Origin of the sequence: Tychonema sp. LEGE 07196, assembly GCF_963890365.1 — a bacterium.
Lineage (GTDB): Bacteria > Cyanobacteriota > Cyanobacteriia > Cyanobacteriales > Microcoleaceae > Microcoleus.
This window is the reverse complement of sequence record NZ_CAWPRX010000042.1, coordinates 1-19,501: the sequence shown is the minus strand read 5'-3', so window position 1 is coordinate 19,501 and position 19,501 is coordinate 1. Positions and strand designations below refer to the sequence as shown.

Sequence of the window (19,501 nt, the reverse complement as noted above, 5' to 3'; positions counted from 1 at the left end):
CCCACTCTCCCACTCGCCCCCTCTCCCCCTCGCTTCACCGAGGCACTATAGGCGCCTTTTACTTGTTGATACCCAACTGATCGCCGCGCTTGTACTGCTGATATGCAGCAAAAAACAGCCCCGACAGAGTAACAAAGATTAGACCCAGAACAATACCTGAAAGTAGCGGTTCTACCATGAGAGCTCCTTAACGTTAAGATTTAACAACCTGTTTTTAATATTACCAGCACTTATACAGATGAATTTTCGCAAAAACGCCCTTCAACCCTTCTCAAGGCTTGATCTCCCCGCTGGGAAGGATTAAGCTATGTTATGAGAAGTAAATTTTCTTGTAGATACTATTTTTAAATTGAACTCCTTTGAATCACCAACTTGCCAAAAATGAAATTAAGAACCCGATCGAGCGACTTGCTATATTTGCGATCGCGGTGTTGCTTGCCATCATATTGGCGAGTCTGACAATTCGTCAGTTTCAAGTCGCCGATCCCTACGTCAAAAGCGTACTTTCCCTGACGGGAAACCAGCTTCAGGGTTCAGCCATCTTTCAAATGAACTGTGCCGGGTGTCACATATCCGTTGCAGACAGTCAAGTCGGGCCCAACTTGCAGCGAGTTTCCGAGCGCAAATCCCAATTTGAGCTGATCCGCCAAGTCACCAGCGGGCGAACTCCACCAATGCCGCAGTTTCAGCCTAGCCCGCAAGAGATGGCTGACTTGCTGGAGTATCTGGAACAAATTTGACCGCAGAATGGGAACGGAATTTCGTTTCCCTACTCCCGATTGTCTGGGTAAGGTGCGCGACTTTTTTGAGATGCGGACTGAAGTCCGCACTACGAACCTGCGTGCGGTTAATCGATCGCACAGGATATTAAACCTCAAACCTGCAGGGAAAGCAGGGGTTTCAACTCCTACCTCAAACTCAAAGTCCACAAAGCGTGGACTTAAGCAGGCTCAAAAACTTCAGTCTTTGAGCCTGTTTAAGTTGAAACCCCTGCGTGCTGGGGACTGCAGACTAAACCAGCAAGCTGAAACTGCTCGCCGATAGCTGTGTCGGCAGTACGCCCGCCACTACAGCTAAAATCTGGTCGCTGTTAGCAAGCCCGATCGCGCTTGAGCCATTATTTTCGGTAATTGACAGTTGATTGAAGTCCAAGCCTCCCACCAACACAAGTGAATCAACTCCTGCGGTGAAGTTGAAAATAGTATCAATTCCCGCGCCGTCTGCCAAGATAAAACCATTGCGGCCAGATCCGCCGACGAGGGTATCGCTGCCAATACCTCCAAAGAGCAAGTCATCGCCGGTGCCACCAAAGAGCAAATCATCACCGTTGCCGCCAATTAAGGTATTGTTACCGTCGTTGCCGCAGAGAGTGTCATTGCCCTCATCGCCAAACAGCACGTCGTCGCCAGCGCCTCCCAACATTACGTCGTCGGCTTTGCCACCATACAATAGGTCATCGCCTTCGTCGCCGCTGAGCGAGTCGTTGCCGCGATTGCCGTAAATCGTATCATTCGAGCGATCGCCAAAAATCAGGTCAAAGCCTTTACCGCCAAAGAGAGTGTCGTTATCGATGCCACCGTAGACAGTATCGTTACCCGTATTGCCATTGATGTAGTCGCCGCCCTGTTGGCCAAAAATCAAATCGTTGCCGCCCAATCCGAAGATCGAGTCACTGTTGGTCGTACCGACGATCGTATCGTCGCCGTTAGGGCCGTTGATGACATTACCCCCAGAAGGAACGCCGGGCTCATTGAGAGTGACAATCCTGGGGAAGTCTGCAGGGCAAACCAAATCTGTCGGTACAGGTGAAGGCGTCGGTGTCGGTACCGGTGCCGGTGTCGGCGTTGGTGTCGGTACAGGTGTCGGCGTTGGTGTCGGTACAGGTGTCGGTACAGGTGTCGGCGCTGGTGCTGGTGTCGGTACAGGTGTCGGCGCAGGTGCCGGTGCCGGTGTCGGTACAGGTATCGGTGTTGGTACAGGCGTCGGAGTCGGCGTCGGTGTCGGTGTCGGTGTCGGGAAGTTCCCGAAGTTGATGCCGCTGACAATAGCACCCGAAGTCAGCGTGATGTCGGCTGGGTTGGGCGTGCTTTGGGTGAAACCAGTTTGGTTGACTTCCCGGACGCTGTAGGTTCCCGGCGTTAGGTTCGCGAACAAGTAGTTGCCGCTGTTGTCGGTAGTAGTAGTAACAGCAGGCGCAGCAGGAGCTCCTGGGGTTGGAGGTACGACCTTAGTTAACTGAATTTGGAAATTGGGTAAACCCGGTTCTCCGGCTTCCTGAATGCCATTGTTGTTGCTATCTCGGAACTTCAGACCTCGGATCGTGCCCGGTTCCGGCAGGAAGTTGCCGAAGTCAATGCCCGCGATCGCATCTCCACCGGCCACCGTAATCGGGGCGGGGTTAGGCGTCGTCTGCGTCCAGCCGGTTTGCGGTACTTCCCTTACCTGGAAAGTGCCTGCAGGTATGTCTTTGAGAGTGTAGTTGCCCAGGGCATCAGTGATGGTAGTGGGTTCGCCCTGTTCAAATATGCCATCGGGATTGATACTGTCGAGGAATATTTGCCAGTTTTGCAGCCCCAGTTCTCCGGCATCCTTAACGCCGTTGTTGTTGGCATCATTGAATTTTTGACCGCTGATGGTGCTCGATCGGAAATTGCCGAAGTTGATATTAGCGATGTCTTGACCGCTGATGACAGTGATGTCGGCCGGGTTCGAGGTAGTTTGCGTCCAAGTAGGCTGCGAGACTTCCCGCACCTTGTAGGTTCCTGCTGACAAATCGAGGAATTTGTAGTTGCCGGTGGCATCGGTGAGGGTGTTCGGTTCCCCGGTGTCCAGAGTGCCCTTGCCGTCAGTATCGAGGAATATTTGCCAGTTGGGCAGTCCTGTTTCTGCTGGCAAATCTTGGATGCCATTGTTGTTGAGATCGTTAAATTTGAGCCCGCTAATCGTGTTCGGCTTGAAGTTGCCGAAATTGTTGTTTTGGGAGTCGGTGCCGCTGGTGACTGCGATCTTAAATGCCCCGGAAAGGGTAGGCGTGGCGGCGTCGGCGGGCGGCACAGTTTGCGTCCAGCCGGTTTGTCCAACTTCCCGCACTGTATAAGTGCCGGCTGGTAAGTTGGTGAACTGGTACTTACCGGTGACATCGGTAACGGTGGCGTTGGTACCAGTTTCTGCTGGTACTTGGTCTTGCACGCCGTTGTCGTTGGCATCCAAGTAAATTGTCCAGCCTCCTAGGGGTTCTTCTGCTGGCGCATCTTGCACGCCATTTTTGTTGAGGTCGTTAAATTTGATCCCGCTGATTTTGCCGAACTGGAAGTTGCCGAAGTCTTGACCCGCGATCGGGGTGTTGCTAACGGTGTTAATTGTATAAGAAGCCGGGCCGGCGGTTTGTGAGAAACCGGTCGGCACATCTTCTCTCACAAAGTACCGACCGCTACCGACGTTGGTAAAGCTATAAGTACCAGCAGCCGCAGGCGCTGTCCCGGTAACTTGACTGGCGACTTCGGTGTCGCCGGTATCTAAAGTGCTGTTATTGTTAGTATCCTTCAACAAGCGAACGGTAGTACCGTTGAGGGGGGTATCGTCGGCAGAGAAGCCGTTGCCTGTGAGGTCGGTGAATTTGGTGCCGCTGACGGTGATGTTTTGGAAGTTACCGAAGTTGAGGCCCGGAACGGTAGCATTAGTTATCGCTGCGCCGCTTTGGAGAGGGATGTCGGCAGGATCGGTTGTGGTTTGTGTGGAACCTGTTGGCACCGTTTCCCGGACACGGTAGAGAGCACCACCTGCAAGGGGCTTCAATCCTGTGAAAGTGTAAGCACCAGTGGCATCTGTGGTGGCTGGTGTTCCGATCGCAGCCCCTGTGACGGAATTGGTTAAATTAAGCGTAACCCCAGCTACTGCCGCATCCCCTGCATCTTGAGTACCGTTGCCGTTGAGGTCATTAAATTTCAGACCACTGATGGTCATGTCCTGGAAGTTGCCGAAGTTGACGGCGGTGGTACCAAAGAGATCCGTAGTACCAATGGTAGGCACAGTGGTAGGGGAAGTTTGCGTCCAAGTGGCTTGTGGTGTTTCTGCGATCGCAGTATTTGCCTTAGTATCGGTGAGGGTGTATTGACCCAAAGTTGCAGCAACCGCAGAGCTAACAGCAGTCTTAGTTCCTGCGGTAATAGTCCATCCACCTAAACCTGGATCTGTCGCAGCTTTAACGCCGTCGCCGTTGAGATCGTTGAATTTCTGACCCTGAACAACTGGCCCGTACTCGTAAGCACCAATGTCAATATAGGGTTTTGCAACGAGAGTATTGTCAATTTTGCGAGGGAAACCAGTGCCGCGTTGGTCGAAAGCAGTAGCGCCCACGGCCGTTATGGTTGGGTCGCCTCCACCAATGGCAGGGTTGCTGCTGGTAGTTACAGGGCTATTGTCCACTAGGGCAAGGGTCAAAGGCCCTGCTGTTGCGCCGTTGAGTCCGGCAGCGGCGGCTGGTGCTAATACATTTGCGATAGGAACTGCTAATTGCTCAGTAGCCGCAAAACCTGTACTCCCGGTGATAACTCCAATCAGGTTGTTGTTCCCTGTGAATGCTCCTGTAACATCGGTGTTGGTAGCAGCAGTGTTGCCAGCGACGATCGTATTCTTGACCGTGACAGTACCACCGTTGTCAATTCCTCCGGATCTAGCAATCAGACTAGCCGGTGCGCCAACAGTAGCCGCTGTAGCAGAGTTATAGGCGATCGTGTTGTTAGTCAGCGTAGCTGCTGCACCTAAGTTAACGAAAATTGCACCGCCTGCAGCTGTACCCGCACCTGCGGTAGCATCACCAGCATTTCCACCCCTGACTGTATTGCTATACAAGGTGCTGTTGGTCAAGGTCAAGCTGCCGCCACCGACAAAAATCGCACCACCCAAACCAGCACCGCCACCACCTGCGGTAGTGCTACCAGCACCGCCGCCAACACCGCCAGCACCACCAGTGCTACCAGCACCACCGCCACCGCCCAAGCCACCAGCACCGCCAACACCACCAGTGCTACCAGCACCGCCAGCACCGCCACCGCCGCCAACACCGCCAGCACCACCAGCACCGCCCACGCCAGGAGCACCAGCAACACCAGGAGCACCAGCAGCAGCACCGCCAGCACCGCCAGCACCACCGCCACCACCACCGCCGCCGAAGATTCCGGCACCGCCAATCCCACCAGGACTGCCAGGCCCACCACTACCGGCGGTGGCTCCACCAGTACCACCAATGCCACCAACGCCACCAGTGCCACCAGGGAAGCCAGGGCTACCATTTCCAGCGGTGCCACCAGTGCCGCCAACGCCATTAGGAACACCACCAACACCACCGATCCCGGCCGCACCAGGAGTGCCACCAGCAACACCAGTGTTTAAGTCGCTGTTGCCACCAACGCCACCGCTGCCAAGAGTACCGTTACCGCCGATCGCCTGGTTGTTAGAGAAAGTCACTCTGTCAACAATTACACTGCCAGTATTGATAAAAAGTGCGCCGCCTAAACCGCCAGCGCCGCCACCACCACCAACTGGTGCGTTGCCACCTAATGCTCTTGCAGAATCAATGGTGAGGTTGGAGATGTTGACTGGGTTTGCACCGCTATCAACTACGAAGGCGCGGAAATTACTACCGCCCCTGATGGCAAAACCTCCGCCAATGATATTGGTGTTGTCACTAATTTTTGGCAGCAGCCCCGCGAGGGTGATATCCGCAGTCAGGGTAATTGTGTCAATCCCAGCATTGATGTTGGCAACATTGATGGCATTTTGCAGTGCGCCAAAGTCGCCAGCACTCTGGTTTAAGTCAGCAAGTACCCCGCTATAAGCTTCTCTGGCTTCTTGGGAAAATGCCAATGCCGTCTCGATCTTCCCCGTAGTGACTTCGAGTTCCCAGTCTCCACCGAGGGCGGCGCTACCGGTCAAATTATCCGAAGCCGCAACTTCCGCCCCGGTTAGCTGGCTCAGCCTTTCTACGAAGGCCACACCGACTTCTGTGGCGGCAACGTTGCAACCGTAAAGCAGAATTTCGGGTTTAGCTGTAGTTGAATAGTTCGAGTTTGCCGAGGCCGCTGGTAAAGCAAACCATGTTTCTAAATAATTGCGGTAGTTTTCAATATTGCTGAGATTGAGTTCTGTGGTTCCCAGTTGCAAGCTGGCTGCTGCGCCGTGAGACAAAATGTGGACGGCTGCAATGTTTTGCCGCTGTTTGAGTGTTTCAGCGATTTGCTCGATGCCGTCGCGATCGCCCTTGAGAATAATAACTTCTGTATCTGAATTTACAGTTTCTGTTAAACTTGCCCAATCTGTAACTTGTGAATCTGCAAAAACTATCTGGTGTTTCGGTTCTTTATAAAATTCCACGCTTAAATTCCTCTGGTACACGCACACATCAAATTCATATCACAAACCCCGCACACTAGCGATCGAGCTTTTTCCGGCGCTGGTGTTTATCGTTAGCGAAGCCCGCCTCTACGGGGACTGCGCCAACTAACAAGATAGCCCTTATTTTTTGTCAATCAAATAGATATTGACAAAAACTTTTTTTTATGCTTTACCAGCATAAAATGACTTAGTTTGATTGTTTAGAAGTTTTAAAGGGGGATATTGTTCCGGCTGTTACAAAAATCTTTGAAAAGAGCGGCGTGCTATTTTTGGATTTTCCAAAGATAGAAAATATACCAAATTTTATAAAAATTGTCAATCTAATAATTAACTGAGGGCGATATTTGTTTGTTAGTCAAGATTCATCAGTCACGGTGATTAGCTGTAAAGTGATGTTACGATGATTTTTCTGCCGCTGAAAGATATGGATGCGCGATCGAACAAAAGCGATAAAATTGGTTTGTAGTGAGAACCCACAGTTCTAATTTTAATAGGACTCAAGTCCTCACTACAAACCTTTACCAAGTTTCTTCATCGGGATGATTGGAATTGCTCCATATTTCCACATCTAAATCGTTGAGGTAAAACAGAGCACTTTCAATCTGTTGACTTGTACCGTTAAGTTCCAAATCAAACCAACCGTCATCCGAAGTTTTGACACCCAACAAAGCCGCATTAAAATTAACCGTCAAACCGTATTGCGAAATCAGGTTAGAAATAACAGGTTCCTGATGATATTCTTTAGGAACACGAATCCGAATGCGGGTTTGAGTTAATCTGGTGTCTCGTGAATCAGCGTGGGGGATATCTGATTCTTTGGTTTTGTGAAAATTGTCGGTCGATTCAAATTCAACTTGGCTATTGTTCTGGTTTAACATTTGAGACTCCTAATGTTTATTTCCGAGATAAGGTGCGTAGTGTGCGCCCTACATTTACTGAAATTTGCGATTGGTTTGCGATCGCCAAAATACATCATTATATTTGATTAATCAACCTCCTTAATGCTAGTTTTCTTTTCCAAAATTTCCTGAAGCACGAGAGTAACAACTGCTAACAATCCGAGAACTACCGCCGCCGAAAAAGCCGATTGCGTCGCATATTGCTTGTAAGCATCCTCTACAAATAAAGGCAAAGTTTGGGTTTTTTTAGCAATATTTCCCGACACCACAGAGACGGCTCCAAATTCTCCCATCGCTCTAGCATTGGTCAAAATTACTCCGTAAAGCAAGCCCCAACGAATATTCGGTAGCGTGACATTCCAGAAAATTTGCCAATCATTTGCTCCTAACGTTTTCGCCGCTTCTTCTTGATCTGTTCCCACTTCTTCCAAAACAGGAATTACTTCGCGGGCGACAAAAGGTAAAGTGACAAAAGCAGTTGCTAGTACCATTCCGGGGAAAGCAAAGATAACCTTAATTCCGGCACTCTCCAGCCACGGGCCGAACCATCCCAAGCGACCGTAAAGCAGTACAATCATTAAACCTGCTACTACGGGAGATACGGCAAATGGTACGTCTAAAATGCTGATTAAAAGTGTGCGTCCCGGAAATTTGTTGCGGCCGATAACCCAAGCTGCACACAAACCGAATACCGTATTTACAGGTACAACAATCAGAGTAATCAGCAGGGTAAGTTGTGCTGCTGACAGAAAATCGGGTGAGGTTAAGTTGCTCAAAAACGGATCTACTCCCTTTTTGAAAGCTTGGTAAAAAACGTTGAGAGCTGGAATAAATAAGATGAGACCAAGATAGACGATCGCAATTCCGATCAAAGTTGGTTTTACCCAAGTTTTTTCGTTTTTTCGAGCTGAACCACCTGGTGGAAAATTGTACTCTTTCGATAAATTTAGATTAGCCGTCATAGCGTCTTCTCCATGATTGTAAGAAATTTATAGCGAATAACATTGTCAGGGAAATACCTAACATGAAAGTGCCAATCACCGTGGCTCCTGCATAGTCGTACTGCTCTAATCGCTGGAAAATTAAGACCGGGGCGATTAAATCTTTAAACGGTATATTAGAAGCTACTATTACAGTAGAACCGTACTCGCCCACCGCTCGCGAAAATCCGAGGGCAACTCCGGTTAAAATTGAGGGAAATAGTGGCGGTAAAACTACTCGCCAGAAGGTTTGAAATTGAGAAGCACCCAAGCACCAAGCTGCTTCTTCGATGTCTTTTTCCATTTCGTTTAAAACTGGCTGTACAGTCCGCACGATGAATGGTAAGGAAATAAATATCATTGCTACGCCTACGCCTAAGCGAGTGAATGAAATCTTGATTCCTAACGGTGCAAACAGCCCGCCGATCCAGCCGTTATCGCTGTAAACTGTGGCGAGGGTTAAACCTGCGACTGATGTCGGCAATGCAAAGGGTAAATCTACTGCTGCATCGACAATCCGTTTTAAGGGAAAGTCGTAGCGGACTAATACCCAGGCAATTAATGTGCCGAATACTCCGTTAATTAATGCGGCAATTAATGCGGTAAAAAACGTGACATTGTAGGCGGAAAGGGCGATCGGGCTTGTGGCAATTTTCCAAAATTCACTGGGGTTTGCTGTGCTGGCTTTTACCAGCATGGCTGTGACTGGCAAAAATAGCATGAGGCTGAGGTAGCCTAGGGTGATTCCCCAAGGTAGGGTGATTTTGCCGATCGCTCTTTTGATGTTGGCGATCGCAGATTGAGGGTTGTTTGCTGGAGATGATACTGTCATAGGGTAATTTTTAACCGCAGATGAACGCTTATTTACTTGCTTCCAGACAGAGCCTGGGAATGCCGATGTCAAGGCTCTGCCTTGCTTTTTGACGAAACAGCAAGTGAGGAAGATCGGAAAGCTTTACAGGGAGGCAGAGCCTCCGCATATGCGTTTCCAGGCAGAGCCTGGGAACGAGTAAATTCTGATTTGCTTAGCGTTTAATTGAACCTTGGATTTTGTCAAAAGCTGCTCCGTCATCAAAGAATTGCTTCTGAATTTCTCCCCAACCTCCTAAGTCTTGAGCTGTAAATAGGGTTTTGACGGGGGGATATTTTTGGGCAAATTCGGGTTCTTTGGCTACCGTGGCATCTATGGGCCGAAAACCTGCTTTAGCAAATTCTCGCTGGGCTTCTGGGGTGTACAGATACTTGACAAATGCTTCGGCGACTTCGCGGGTGCCGTGTTTGTCCACGTTTTTATCCACGATGGCGATCGGATTGTCGATCGACACATTCACGTCGGGAATAGTATAAGTCGGTTTTTCGCCTTTCTGAGATGCCAGAATAATCTCGTTTTCGTAGTTAATTAAGGCGTCACCTTGGCCTTGTTTGAAAAATACGTCGGTGGCTTCGCGGGCATCTTTGGTCAGGATGGGAACGTTTTTGTAGACTTTGCTCGTAAAATCTAATGCTTTGGTGTCATCGCCTCCGGTTTTGACAACTGAGCCCCAAAGTGCTAGGAAATTCCAGCGAGCCACGCCTGATGTTTTGGGATCGGCGGTAATCAATTTCACTCCGTCTTTGGCTAAGTCTTCCCAATTTTTGATGTTTTTGGGATTGCCTTCGCGGGTGACAATGGCTGCTACGGATTTGCTGACGATGCCTTCGTTGGGCGCTTCTTTTTCCCACCCGGGCGCAATGAGTCCGGCTTTTTCGATTTTGGTGGTGTCGAGGGCGAGGGCTAGGTGCACGATGTCGGCTTCTAATCCGTCAATTACGGCTCGGGTTTGGGAACCGGAACCGCCGTAGCTTTGGTTGAAGCTGACGGTTTGCCCTTTTTCTTTTTGCCACTGTTCTACAAATTTGGGAATTATCGCTTCGTGGGCGGCTTTGGTGACGGCGAAGGAAACGAGGGTTAGTTCTATGTTGCCTTTGTTGGCTGCTGGGTTAGCACCGCCGGGAGTGGCTGCGGGGTTGCTGGGGGTTCCCTGCTGGCAGGATACAACGGCCAGACTTAAAGTTATTCCGACTAAAAATAGGGACAGGAATCTTTTGAGTGAAGTCAACGATCGATTTTTGGCTGCTGGTGGCTGTGGCGATCGGTGAAATTGTTGAGTTAGGTGTTGCCGCTGGCTCATTATATTGGTTCCTCTAGGAAAACTACGGTTTTTGGGTCGGAATACCGTAATTATGTTTGTGAAGTACGATTATAAACAGGCGCAAGTAAAAATAGCAACAAAAAAAATGAATTGGGGGAATTCGGGGTCGATCGACTATCCTCAAGTCTTACGCTCGGTGGTTTTGACTCAGATTCGCGGTAAAATGTAAACCGTATAAATACCATGATTGAGTCAAGGTGCTAAGCCTGCACGATACGCCTTACGGATGCGCTGGCTGCTCTCCCAAATAAGCGCGATCGCGGTAAGAGTCCAGCCTTGGCGAATATGCTTCACTCGCGCGATCGCCCTTGAGTTAAAAAAGTTTTGACTGATATGTCCTTACCCCGCCCCCTCTCAGACACGATAATTGAACTGTTGAAGCCTGTAGCTAGCGAATTGGGAGAAAGATTGGGAGCAAGCGCTGTTAACGAACGCTATGCAGAAATTGAGCCTTCGGCTGCTTCTTCGGCTTTGAACCAGCAAATCAAAAAAGACCCCCGCTGGATTAAAGCACAAGTGAAATATTTGCAGCGACAGCACAGCCGCGAACAAGAATTAATCGCGATCGCCAGCATAGAAGAAGAATGGGTAAAGGAAGAACGCGCCAATCGAGTTAAGGCACAAGAATTGAGAGATAAGCGGGCCATTAGCCGGCTTTGCCGCGAGTTAATGCGGGAGTTTCAATCAGAAGCAATTCGAGTTAAGCTGAGCGAAATTCAAACTATTTGGGACAAAGACAACTGGTTTTCTAATTTGAGCAGACAGGAAACCGAACAAATTTTGCAGCAGCAACAGCACCGATTGCTGCTGTTGGTTGCTCCTGCAAAAATTAGCCAAGATTGCCCGGATTCCTTTCGTCACAATCTAAATATCGAGCTACCGGCTAAGTTGAGATCTTTTTTGAACCAGCACTACCCCCAGCACGGAGAATCTTGTCCGGTTCAATTTTACGGAGACTATTTTAAAAAGGCGATTTCTGATATTGATGTGGAGCGGTTGCAGACTGTTTTGTCTCCCGTGCCTACAGCTATATTGTACAGCGATATCAGCGATTATGAAGTCAATTTTCATCTTGGTTTTTGGGGAATCATCAATCAGAGCGTTTCTCTAGTGGCGATGCAGCCTTGGAATTGGGAAGAGGTTTATCAGCAGTTGGAATCTGAGGGCAAAGATGAAAAGGTGAGCCTGCGGATTATTCGGCAAATAATTGTAACAATTCACAAGTTATTAGCGGCTTTTTTAGCGGATTTGTATTATTTAAATATTGATTTTACCCACGAACCTCAGCTATTCAAATTAGAGGCGGAATTTACTCAAGAATGGTTTTCTAAAGATTGGGCTCAACCGTATATTGAAACTCTTAAAGAAATTCAGGAACAGCAGCGAATAGTCTATAAAGGAGAGATGCGGCGGTTGGCGCTGCGAGAGGCGAAAGCTAGGGCAGAAAGGAAGCGTTTGGAGGATCGGGAACTCAAGCACAGAGAGGAAACTGAGGAGGCATCTAAACGAGCGAAGGAATTAGCTCATCAATTAAAAAATCTGAAATGGCGGTGCGTATATACGTTGCCGGGACATTCATCGTTTGTGAATTCTCTGGCGATTAGTCCTGATAGTAAAATTCTGGCTAGCGGTAGTTGGGATAAAACTATTAAGATTTGGAATTTAGAAAAAGGGGAATTAATTGGCACTTTGACGGGACATTCCGATCGCGTAAATTCCGTTGCTATTAGCTATGACGGAAAAATGTTGGTTAGCGGCAGTTCGGATGAAACAATTAAGTTTTGGAATTTGTACAACGGCGATTTGCTGTGTACTTTTCCGGGACATTCTATGGAAGTGAATTCGGTGGCGATTAACCCGAAGGGGCAGATAATTGCTAGCTGCGGCGGGGCAGATAATACGATTAAGCTTTGGAATTTGCGGACTGGTGAGTTGCTGCGGACTTTGAGGGGTCATTCTAACAATGTGAATGCGGTGGTTTTTAGCCCGGATGGTAAGATATTGGCGAGCGGTAGTTCGGATGCGACGAGCAAGGTTTGGGATGTGGAAAGCGGTAAGTTGTTGCGGACTCTTTCGGGGGTGAATGTGGGGGTGAATTCTGTGGCGATCGCGCCGGACGGTCAAATTCTCGCTAGCGTCACCAATGATTATACAATTAAGCTGCGGAATTTGCATACGGGCAGTTTGTTGCGGATTTTCAATTCTCATTCTGCGAGGGGAAAGGGTGTAGCGAATTTAGGGATGAATGAGGCGCTACATATTTTGCAAAATTATGTGAGTAGGGGCGATTCGGTTGCTATCAGTCGGGACGGTTTGACTTTGGCTAGTGGCTGCGATGATAATACGATTAATCTTTGGAATTTGCATACGGGGGAGCTATTGAGCACTCTTAAGGGACATTCGGGTACTGTATACTCGGTGGCGATCGCACCTTCGGGCAATTTGCTCGCCAGCGGCAGCGCGGATGAGACAATTAAGATTTGGCGCTGCGATTAGTCAATAGTCATTAGTCATTAGTCAGTAGGGGCGGTGCCCCCGTGCCCGCCCTCCTGCCGTCATTAGTCATTAGTCAGTAGTTTAGACGATCTGCTGTGGCTGGGAGTCCGCCCTGTCGCGGCGAGAAGTTCAACAACATTTACCTACCGGGGCGAGAAACCGGGTTTCTGGGACAAATAGGGTTGAGTAACGAGAAATATCGGAAGAAACCCGGTTTCTGAGGTGTGGGTGCGCTCAAAAGACGATAATTTCGGTTTTGTCCTTGCGGGCAGGGGTTTTGGGCGAATTTGAAAAAAAAGTTGGCTGGGGGGGTTGCGCTAATGACTATAAGTTTGCTATATTAATTTTCACTGCTGGTGTAACTCAGTTGGTAGAGTAGCTGATTTGTAATCAGCCTGTCGCAAGTTCGAGTCTTGTCACCAGCTTATTTAATGAAATAAAGGCTAGATAAAAATTCTAGCCTTTATTTTTTTTGCATCGTGGGCGATCGTCTCTTCATACGCTTGTCACCCGCCTCAGCAATTTTGATTGTTAACGTAATCTTTTGTCTAAAAATAGAAATATCTAGAGCTAGATTGAATCTGCCGATCGCCAACTTGAGCCTCTGATTATCAAGTTTGATTAAATGTTAGCAGCTAAGGTGAGCAAGCTATTCTAAACTAAATTTGTCAGCACTGTAGCGGAGCAGCGAAATGTCCCCTTGGGTAAAAGATCCACATTCAGGCGGAGTTAAAATCCCTCCGGCAGTTCAAGAACGGGTGAAGCAGCGTATTCTAGATTATGCTGCTGCTAACTACGCTGGTAAGTACACTCGCCTAGGCATCCGCTTTCGCAGTCAGTTTTGTTACATTGATGCCTATACAGAACCTGATGTCCCCGTAGATTTTCCGAGCAAAGAGCTTGGCATATCTCGTGAAGAATATTTAGAACGAAGGCGAAATACCCCCCTTCACCTGTGTCGGCTGCGTTACTTTAGTGATGAAGAAGCTTGGAGTCTGGGGTTTTACGCCTATAGCAGTGAAAAATACGAGCCTTGTATGTTCAGAAATGGCAGTTTCTACGGTACACCTGAAGAAGCCTTTAAGATATCTTCTATGTACTTGCAATAACCCAAAATGAGCGAATATCAATATTACGAGTTTCAAAGCGTCGATCGACGTTTGACTCAATCGGAACAAGAAGCACTCAGCCAACTCTCTAGTCGCGCGCAAATCAGCTCTAGTAGAGCTATTTTTGTTTATAACTATGGAGACTTACCGGGTCAAGAAAAACAATTATTAATCAAATATTTCGATGCTATGTTTTACATAGCTAATTGGGGATCGTTACAGCTAATGTTTCGTTTTCCTAAAGGTTTGATTGATCTCGAACTGATGCGGCAATATTGCATTGAAGATATAGTTGAGGTTTCGGAAATTAATAATTTTGTCATTTTAGAGATTTCTATTAACGAGGAAGAAGGTTTTGATGGGTGGATAGAGGGAGAAGGAAGTTTATCCTCTTTGATAGGTTTGCGCCAGGAAATTTTGCAGGGAGATTATCGTTTACTTTATTTGGCTTGGCTGAAAGGGATTACCTATCTTGATGAATTCGACGACGAAGATGAAGATGAGCGAGATGATGATGATGAAAATGATGATGAAAATGATGATCGAGAAGGACTAGAGCCACCTGTTCCTCCTAATTTCGGTAAGTTATCTTCATCGTTACAGGCTTTTATCGATATTTTTGAAGTGGATGAGCATCTACTGAAAGCTGCAATCAGTGCGAGTGTTACTAAACCTTCAATTCCCGAAAGTAGCATCAAAGAAGCTATCAAAAAACTCGAGCGTTCTGAAGTCGATACTTTTTTGCTGCGGTTACTCAAAGGAGAATCTAATCTCTCTATTGAATTGGGTAAGAAATTATCAGGAATGATAGAAGTTAGGCAAGAGGAAAATCCTGGCAAACGAACAATTCGTCAGCTTTTAGCAAGCGCAAAAAAGGAAGAAAAAAAGGAAGAATACAGAATAGAACAGGAAGCTAACGCTGCACGAATCAGAGATTTAGAAGCTTTGGCTAAGCGAGAAACGGCTGCTTGGGAAGAGATAGACGCTCTTATTCAAAAAGGAACTTCTAACTCTTACGACCAAGTAGTGCCGTTACTTTTAAAACTGCGAGATTTGGCGGATTATCAAAAGCAGCAAATTAAGTTTTTAACACGGCTTCAACAACTGCATAATAAATATAGCAGTCGCTATGGATTGAAAAGACGTTTGCTTAAGGTGGATTTATAACCCAATAGGCTGGGGATAGGACTATTTGTTGCTCGGAAATCCCCCTAAATTATCCTGAAAAAGGGGAGTAGGGGTTGACTTTGATGCAGATCTTTTCCCGCCCTTTTTAAGGGGGATCTGGCTTAACTGAACCTATTGAATTTTACCTAACGCAGCACAGGCTTTTTTCAACCAGGCGATTGTTGCTGCATCAAGTACGGGTGAGAGTTTCTCGATTACGGAGGCGTGATAATTATTCAACCATTGTAGTTGAGTCTTTGACAGCCGATCGACATCAATCAATTTCCTTTCAAACGGAATATACGTCAGCGGTTCAAATCCGTACCAAACCGTAGCGTTTTTTGACGGCATTTCCCTGACAACATAGAGATTTTCGAGGCGAATTCCGCCCCATCCCGGTTCGTAATATCCCGGTTCGATACTTGTTACCATTCCCGCTTCTAGGGGATATTGGACAAATTTGCTGATACCGTTGGGGCCTTCGTGACCTGCTAAAAATGCGCCGACTCCGTGCCCGGTGCCGTGTCCGTAGTCTAGCTGTTGTTGCCATAATACCGCACGGGCGATCGCATCTAATTGCGATCCGGTTGTACCTTTGGGAAATTGCTGCAACGCACAGTTGATATGCGCGATTAAGACGGTTGTGTAGTGTTCGATTTGCAGCGCCGTCGGTTCCCCGACAATCATGGTTCTCGTATCGTCGGTTGTTCCTGCTAAATACTGCGCCCCTGAGTCCAGCAGCAGCAATTCTCCGGGTTTTAATGTGATTTCGGGGCTTGGGGTTCCGTAATGTACGATCGAGCTATTTGCACCCGCACCGGCGATCGTTCTAAACGTTAAAGTCTGAAAATCCGTTTCTTGCTGATAAAAACTTTCGATGCTTTCTTTCACATCAAACTCAGTCAAAACCTTACCACTTTCTAGCTGTTTTGTCAACCACATTAAAGTAAGAACTTTCGCTCGACTTGCCTTAAAATTAGCCGATTTCATCTGCTCGATTTCCACAGGATTTTTCCGAGCTTTCATCCCTTCCACCGGATTCGGAGCAAAAACTATTTCAATCTTATTTTCAGCTTTTTGTTGACCTAAAATCAACTTATACGTGCCTGCTGTGCTGTGTTTCGAGTCTAATAGCACCCGAACTTTATTCACCAAATTGACGCAAGATTCTAAGATTGACGGATAGTCTGCATAGGGAAGCAAAGTTACAGCCGCCGACAATTCTTTTTTAATTTCTGGTGAAACTCGATCGAGATTGGTAAACAAAAACGCAGCATCTGCAGTGACAATCGCATAGGATATAAAAATCGGAATGTGGGGAATATCCGAACCTCGGAGATTGAACAGCCACGCTATTTGATTCAGGTTGCTAATCGGTAGCACGTCGATGTTTGCAGTTTGCATCACTTCCCTGACTCGGACTAACTTTTGAGCAGCGGTTTCTCCCGTCAGAGATACTGGTAAACTAAATATCGGAGATTCGTCAATTGCGGGTAAAAATTCTGTAGTTTGTCGAACTTTGTCTGCTAAATTCTCCGATATCGCTACGAGTTCAATTCCAGCAGTTGCAAATTTTTTCACCCAGTTTTGATATTGCTCTGTCGCCACCGTAAACGGGTCAAAACCAAATCTAATTTTAGTTGACTTTTGGGCAGATTCTACCGCGATTTTTTCTAAGGTTTCAATTAAACTTAAATTTCCTTCTAAGCCGAGTTTCGATATTTGAATCAGTGCAGCATCCACTTGCAATTCTGCTTGTTCGTAATAGCGGGAATCCACAAACAACCAAGCAGCATCTTTACCAACCAACAAATCGCCGGCAGAACCAGTAAAACCGGAAATCCAAGCTCGCCGCTGCTTGGCTGCTGGAACTGATAAATTTAAATGTTCGTCAACCGCTGGAATTAAATAGCAATCTAAGTCGTAACTTGCCATCAACTCGCGCAAGTCTTTAAGCTTAGCAGCGGGTAAAATTTCCCTATTTTTATCTGTTATTAAATTAGTTGCAACCATTTTTTAGATCCTATTTTACTTGTTTAAAATTGCCTTTCAACCTTTGACAAACCTGCTAATTCCAGCCGCCGCTGTTTCAGTTTCCAGAGCACCGTAAGCAACGCGCAAATAGCAGCCGCTATCCATGCCGAAGGTTGTACCGGGAAGCACTGCTACGCGATATTCGCGAATTAATTGTTCTACTAATTCCATTGTATCGAGTTCGGTGTCAACTTTCAAGAAAAAGTAGAAAGCTCCGCAGGCCGGGGAAATTGTACACAGATTTTGGATGGTATTGAGTTCGTTTAATACGAGTTGTCGCACGGATGCGATCGGGTGCATCTCACTTTTGCGAATATGTCAAAAAAGGGTTAAAATGAAAAAGCTAGTAAAATCGTTAAATAAAAATGAGGTAAAGAAAATGACACCCTCAGACCAACAACAGCTAAAAGCCCACTTAAAAGCGGTAGCAGAAATTTTTTACAGAAATACAGATCCAACCGAGTTAAAAAGTTTTGAAAGTATAGAAAAATCCCTGCGCCATAAAATATTATCAGAAGTTGGTCCAGAACTAGGTAGCTTTTTTTTTCAGCAGTATCAGGAATTCAAACAGGAAAACCCCGAAAAATAAAATCAATAATCGGCTCGCTCGACATTACAGATAATCAGGCAAAATATTTTGACTTAAAAGCTTACAGTCAATTTAGTCCACTCATGGAAAATTGTTGTCTTTTAATAAGTGCCAATGAATCTTATCAAATGGCAGAAAAAGATTTGGAGAAATTTACGGGAATCAAAATTTCTCACAGTACATTACAAAGATTAGTCAAGAGACAAGAATTTGAATTGCCTACATCTAAACAAGGAGTCAAAGAAATTACATTAGATGGCGGTAAAGTTAGACTACGCAACGAAACCAAGGGCGAGAGCTGTTACTGGAAAGACTACAAAGCCGTATGTTTAGATAATGTTTATTCGGGAGCATTTTTTCAAAATAATCAAGATTTAATTGATTGGACTAATACCCAAAAATTACTACACCCTATGTATTGTTTAGGAGATGGTCATGCTGGAATTTGGAACATATTTAAAGAAATTGGAGACAATGAACAAAGACAAGAAATCTTAGATTGGTATCATCTGAAAGAAAATCTCTACAAGGTAGGGGGTTCAATAAAACGATTAAAATTAGCAGAAACTATGTTGTGGCAAGGCAAAGTTGATGAAGTTATAAATTTATTTAAAGACTTTAAAGGTCAAGCATTTAAAACGTTTTGCAATTATTTAGAGACCCATCGCTGCCGAATAGTTAATTACCAATACTACAAAGAAGAATCGTAATTGCTCAACTAGGGTAAAAAAGAGAGCCATGAATAGAAAGGGCTTGTTGAATAGCTTGATAAGCAGTTAAGCCCTGCCTTTTACCAGTATTCACAACTGAACGAACCGCCGCCAATAAATCTCGCCCCCATTCTGAACGAAAACAATTAGTCACACGGCGAAATATCACGCTCATCCGAATCGCTTGTTCGCTCGAATTATTTGTAGGTGGAATTGTCACATCTTCCAGAAATAAGAACAAATTATCCATCAGCCCGCCATAGCGTTTTCGTAACCGGACACCATCCGGCTGATGTGGGGCTAAACTCAAAATTCTGGTTAATCTTTCTCGTAAATTGCTGCGATATTTCTCCAGCTTAGTCTCATCCATCCTGTCGCGTCGTCGATGGATGACAAAAGCCCTTAATAATAACCTCTTCATTGCTGGGGCAAAAATCTTGTCTCCTGCATCAATGGCATATTGGCAATCCCGCAGTTGATGGGCACTCACACACTTGCCATTGTGTTGCTGGGTGATTTTTTTGAGCGCTAAATAGGTCTGATACCCACACTTGCGGACGATGTTCCCCTCCTAACTTCGCTAATTACTCCAGCCCCTCGACTCGGACGGATGACATGCAGGCAAATATCTTGGTTCTGAAACACCCACTCCCATTGGTTTTGTCCGTTTACTCTGGCGCTGGTTTCATCCGAACAAATTAATTTTGCCTGTCGCAATCGTTGTAGTATCTGATTTACCTGGTCATCTAAACTGGTTTTGACTGTACTTAAAAGGTTGGCAATTGCTCCTTCGGAAATCTTGAGTCCAAAAACTTCTCCTAAGATTCCCGACAGCCGTTCGTAACTGATCGCATGAGTGTAGCGCAAATACGTAACCAAGCTTTGAATTGAACTGCCAAATGGTGAACCTGGTTCCATTCCAGCAGGTACAG

The 19,501-nt window shown here is 46.6% G+C and carries 13 protein-coding genes, 1 tRNA gene and 2 pseudogenes; 6 read left to right on the top strand and 10 right to left on the bottom strand.

From position 1 onward, the window contains the following. Window positions 1-58 precede the first annotated feature (58 nt). Entirely contained in the window at window positions 59-178 is a 120-nt protein-coding gene (gene petG / locus AACV78_RS05740) for a cytochrome b6-f complex subunit V (protein ID WP_015174208.1), read from the bottom strand. Between the two features lie 181 nt (window positions 179-359). Here petG and AACV78_RS05735 point away from each other — a divergent pair, with 181 nt between their 5' ends. Next, window positions 360-740: a c-type cytochrome gene (locus AACV78_RS05735; protein ID WP_194011927.1), complete on the top strand. Its 381-nt coding sequence runs from the start codon at window positions 360-362 to the stop codon at window positions 738-740. A 271-nt stretch (window positions 741-1,011) separates the two neighbouring features. Here AACV78_RS05735 and AACV78_RS05730 read toward each other — a convergent pair whose 3' ends face one another. The 5 genes from AACV78_RS05730 to AACV78_RS05710 form a co-directional block, all read right to left on the bottom strand. After that, window positions 1,012-6,372 carry an SdrD B-like domain-containing protein gene (locus tag AACV78_RS05730; protein WP_194011928.1) on the bottom strand — a complete coding sequence of 1,787 codons (5,361 nt, stop codon included), beginning with the start codon at window positions 6,370-6,372 and terminating at the stop codon, window positions 1,012-1,014. Window positions 6,373-6,911: 539 nt separating this feature from the next. Continuing rightward, window positions 6,912-7,271: an NIL domain-containing protein gene (locus AACV78_RS05725; protein ID WP_194011929.1), complete on the bottom strand. Its 360-nt coding sequence runs from the start codon at window positions 7,269-7,271 to the stop codon at window positions 6,912-6,914. A gap of 107 nt (window positions 7,272-7,378) precedes the next feature. Beyond that, window positions 7,379-8,254 (bottom strand): sulfate ABC transporter permease subunit CysW, encoded by an 876-nt coding sequence (gene cysW, locus AACV78_RS05720; protein WP_194011930.1) that lies wholly within the window; start codon window positions 8,252-8,254, stop codon window positions 7,379-7,381. Further along, window positions 8,244-9,104 carry a sulfate ABC transporter permease subunit CysT gene (gene cysT / locus AACV78_RS05715; protein WP_194011931.1) on the bottom strand — a complete coding sequence of 287 codons (861 nt, stop codon included), beginning with the start codon at window positions 9,102-9,104 and terminating at the stop codon, window positions 8,244-8,246. Before cysT ends, cysW begins: the two co-directional genes overlap by 11 nt. Before the next feature lie 193 nt (window positions 9,105-9,297). Further along, on the bottom strand, window positions 9,298-10,443 hold the full coding sequence (locus AACV78_RS05710) for a sulfate ABC transporter substrate-binding protein (protein WP_194011932.1): 1,146 nt from the start codon (window positions 10,441-10,443) through the stop codon (window positions 9,298-9,300). A 354-nt stretch (window positions 10,444-10,797) separates the two neighbouring features. Here AACV78_RS05710 and AACV78_RS05705 point away from each other — a divergent pair, with 354 nt between their 5' ends. The 4 genes from AACV78_RS05705 to AACV78_RS05690 all read left to right on the top strand — a co-directional run bounded on the left by AACV78_RS05705 (window position 10,798) and on the right by AACV78_RS05690 (window position 15,236). Continuing rightward, the gene (locus tag AACV78_RS05705; protein ID WP_194011933.1) at window positions 10,798-12,960 is read left to right on the top strand and encodes a WD40 domain-containing protein; all 2,163 of its coding nucleotides are present in this window, start codon (window positions 10,798-10,800) and stop codon (window positions 12,958-12,960) included. A 352-nt stretch (window positions 12,961-13,312) separates the two neighbouring features. Next, window positions 13,313-13,385 (top strand) — tRNA-Thr (locus AACV78_RS05700). Between the two features lie 267 nt (window positions 13,386-13,652). Then, a complete protein-coding gene (locus AACV78_RS05695) occupies window positions 13,653-14,069 on the top strand; it encodes a hypothetical protein (RefSeq protein WP_194011934.1) in 417 nt (138 codons plus the stop codon). A gap of 6 nt (window positions 14,070-14,075) precedes the next feature. Continuing rightward, window positions 14,076-15,236, top strand: coding sequence for a hypothetical protein (locus AACV78_RS05690; protein ID WP_194011935.1), 1,161 nt, complete (start codon window positions 14,076-14,078; stop codon window positions 15,234-15,236). Window positions 15,237-15,368: 132 nt separating this feature from the next. On the opposite strand, the gene AACV78_RS05685 is transcribed toward AACV78_RS05690, so the two are convergent. Both AACV78_RS05685 and AACV78_RS05680 read right to left on the bottom strand, forming a co-directional pair. Then, window positions 15,369-17,249: an aminopeptidase P family protein gene (locus tag AACV78_RS05685; RefSeq protein WP_194011936.1), complete on the bottom strand. Its 1,881-nt coding sequence runs from the start codon at window positions 17,247-17,249 to the stop codon at window positions 15,369-15,371. Window positions 17,250-17,285: 36 nt separating this feature from the next. Next, window positions 17,286-17,561, bottom strand: a pseudogene (locus AACV78_RS05680) (aminotransferase class I/II-fold pyridoxal phosphate-dependent enzyme); the annotation flags it as partial. An 88-nt stretch (window positions 17,562-17,649) separates the two neighbouring features. On the opposite strand from AACV78_RS05680, the pseudogene AACV78_RS05675 reads away from it, so the two are divergent. Further along, window positions 17,650-18,566: pseudogene (locus AACV78_RS05675) on the top strand (ISKra4 family transposase); the annotation flags it as partial. Between the two features lie 7 nt (window positions 18,567-18,573). Here AACV78_RS05675 and AACV78_RS05670 read toward each other — a convergent pair. Together AACV78_RS05670 and AACV78_RS05665 are read right to left on the bottom strand one after the other, a co-directional pair. Continuing rightward, window positions 18,574-19,059 carry an IS66 family transposase gene (locus AACV78_RS05670; protein WP_339383484.1) on the bottom strand — a complete coding sequence of 162 codons (486 nt, stop codon included), beginning with the start codon at window positions 19,057-19,059 and terminating at the stop codon, window positions 18,574-18,576. Window positions 19,060-19,097: 38 nt separating this feature from the next. Then, a partial coding sequence (locus AACV78_RS05665) for an IS66 family transposase (protein ID WP_194074389.1) occupies window positions 19,098-19,501 on the bottom strand: 404 nt, incomplete at its 5' end.

Excerpts from the sequence above, each read along its gene's own strand:
- petG (WP_015174208.1), bottom strand. The coding sequence starts at position 178 with ATGGTAGAACCGCTACTTTCAGGTATTGTTCTGGGTCTAATCTTTGTT.
- AACV78_RS05725 (WP_194011929.1), bottom strand. The coding sequence starts at position 7,271 with ATGTTAAACCAGAACAATAGCCAAGTTGAATTTGAATCGACCGACAAT.
- cysW (WP_194011930.1), bottom strand. The coding sequence starts at position 8,254 with ATGACGGCTAATCTAAATTTATCGAAAGAGTACAATTTTCCACCAGGT.
- cysT (WP_194011931.1), bottom strand. The coding sequence starts at position 9,104 with ATGACAGTATCATCTCCAGCAAACAACCCTCAATCTGCGATCGCCAAC.
- AACV78_RS05710 (WP_194011932.1), bottom strand. The coding sequence starts at position 10,443 with ATGAGCCAGCGGCAACACCTAACTCAACAATTTCACCGATCGCCACAG.
- AACV78_RS05705 (WP_194011933.1), top strand. The coding sequence starts at position 10,798 with ATGTCCTTACCCCGCCCCCTCTCAGACACGATAATTGAACTGTTGAAG.
- AACV78_RS05695 (WP_194011934.1), top strand. The coding sequence starts at position 13,653 with ATGTCCCCTTGGGTAAAAGATCCACATTCAGGCGGAGTTAAAATCCCT.
- AACV78_RS05690 (WP_194011935.1), top strand. The coding sequence starts at position 14,076 with ATGAGCGAATATCAATATTACGAGTTTCAAAGCGTCGATCGACGTTTG.
- AACV78_RS05685 (WP_194011936.1), bottom strand. The coding sequence starts at position 17,249 with ATGGTTGCAACTAATTTAATAACAGATAAAAATAGGGAAATTTTACCC.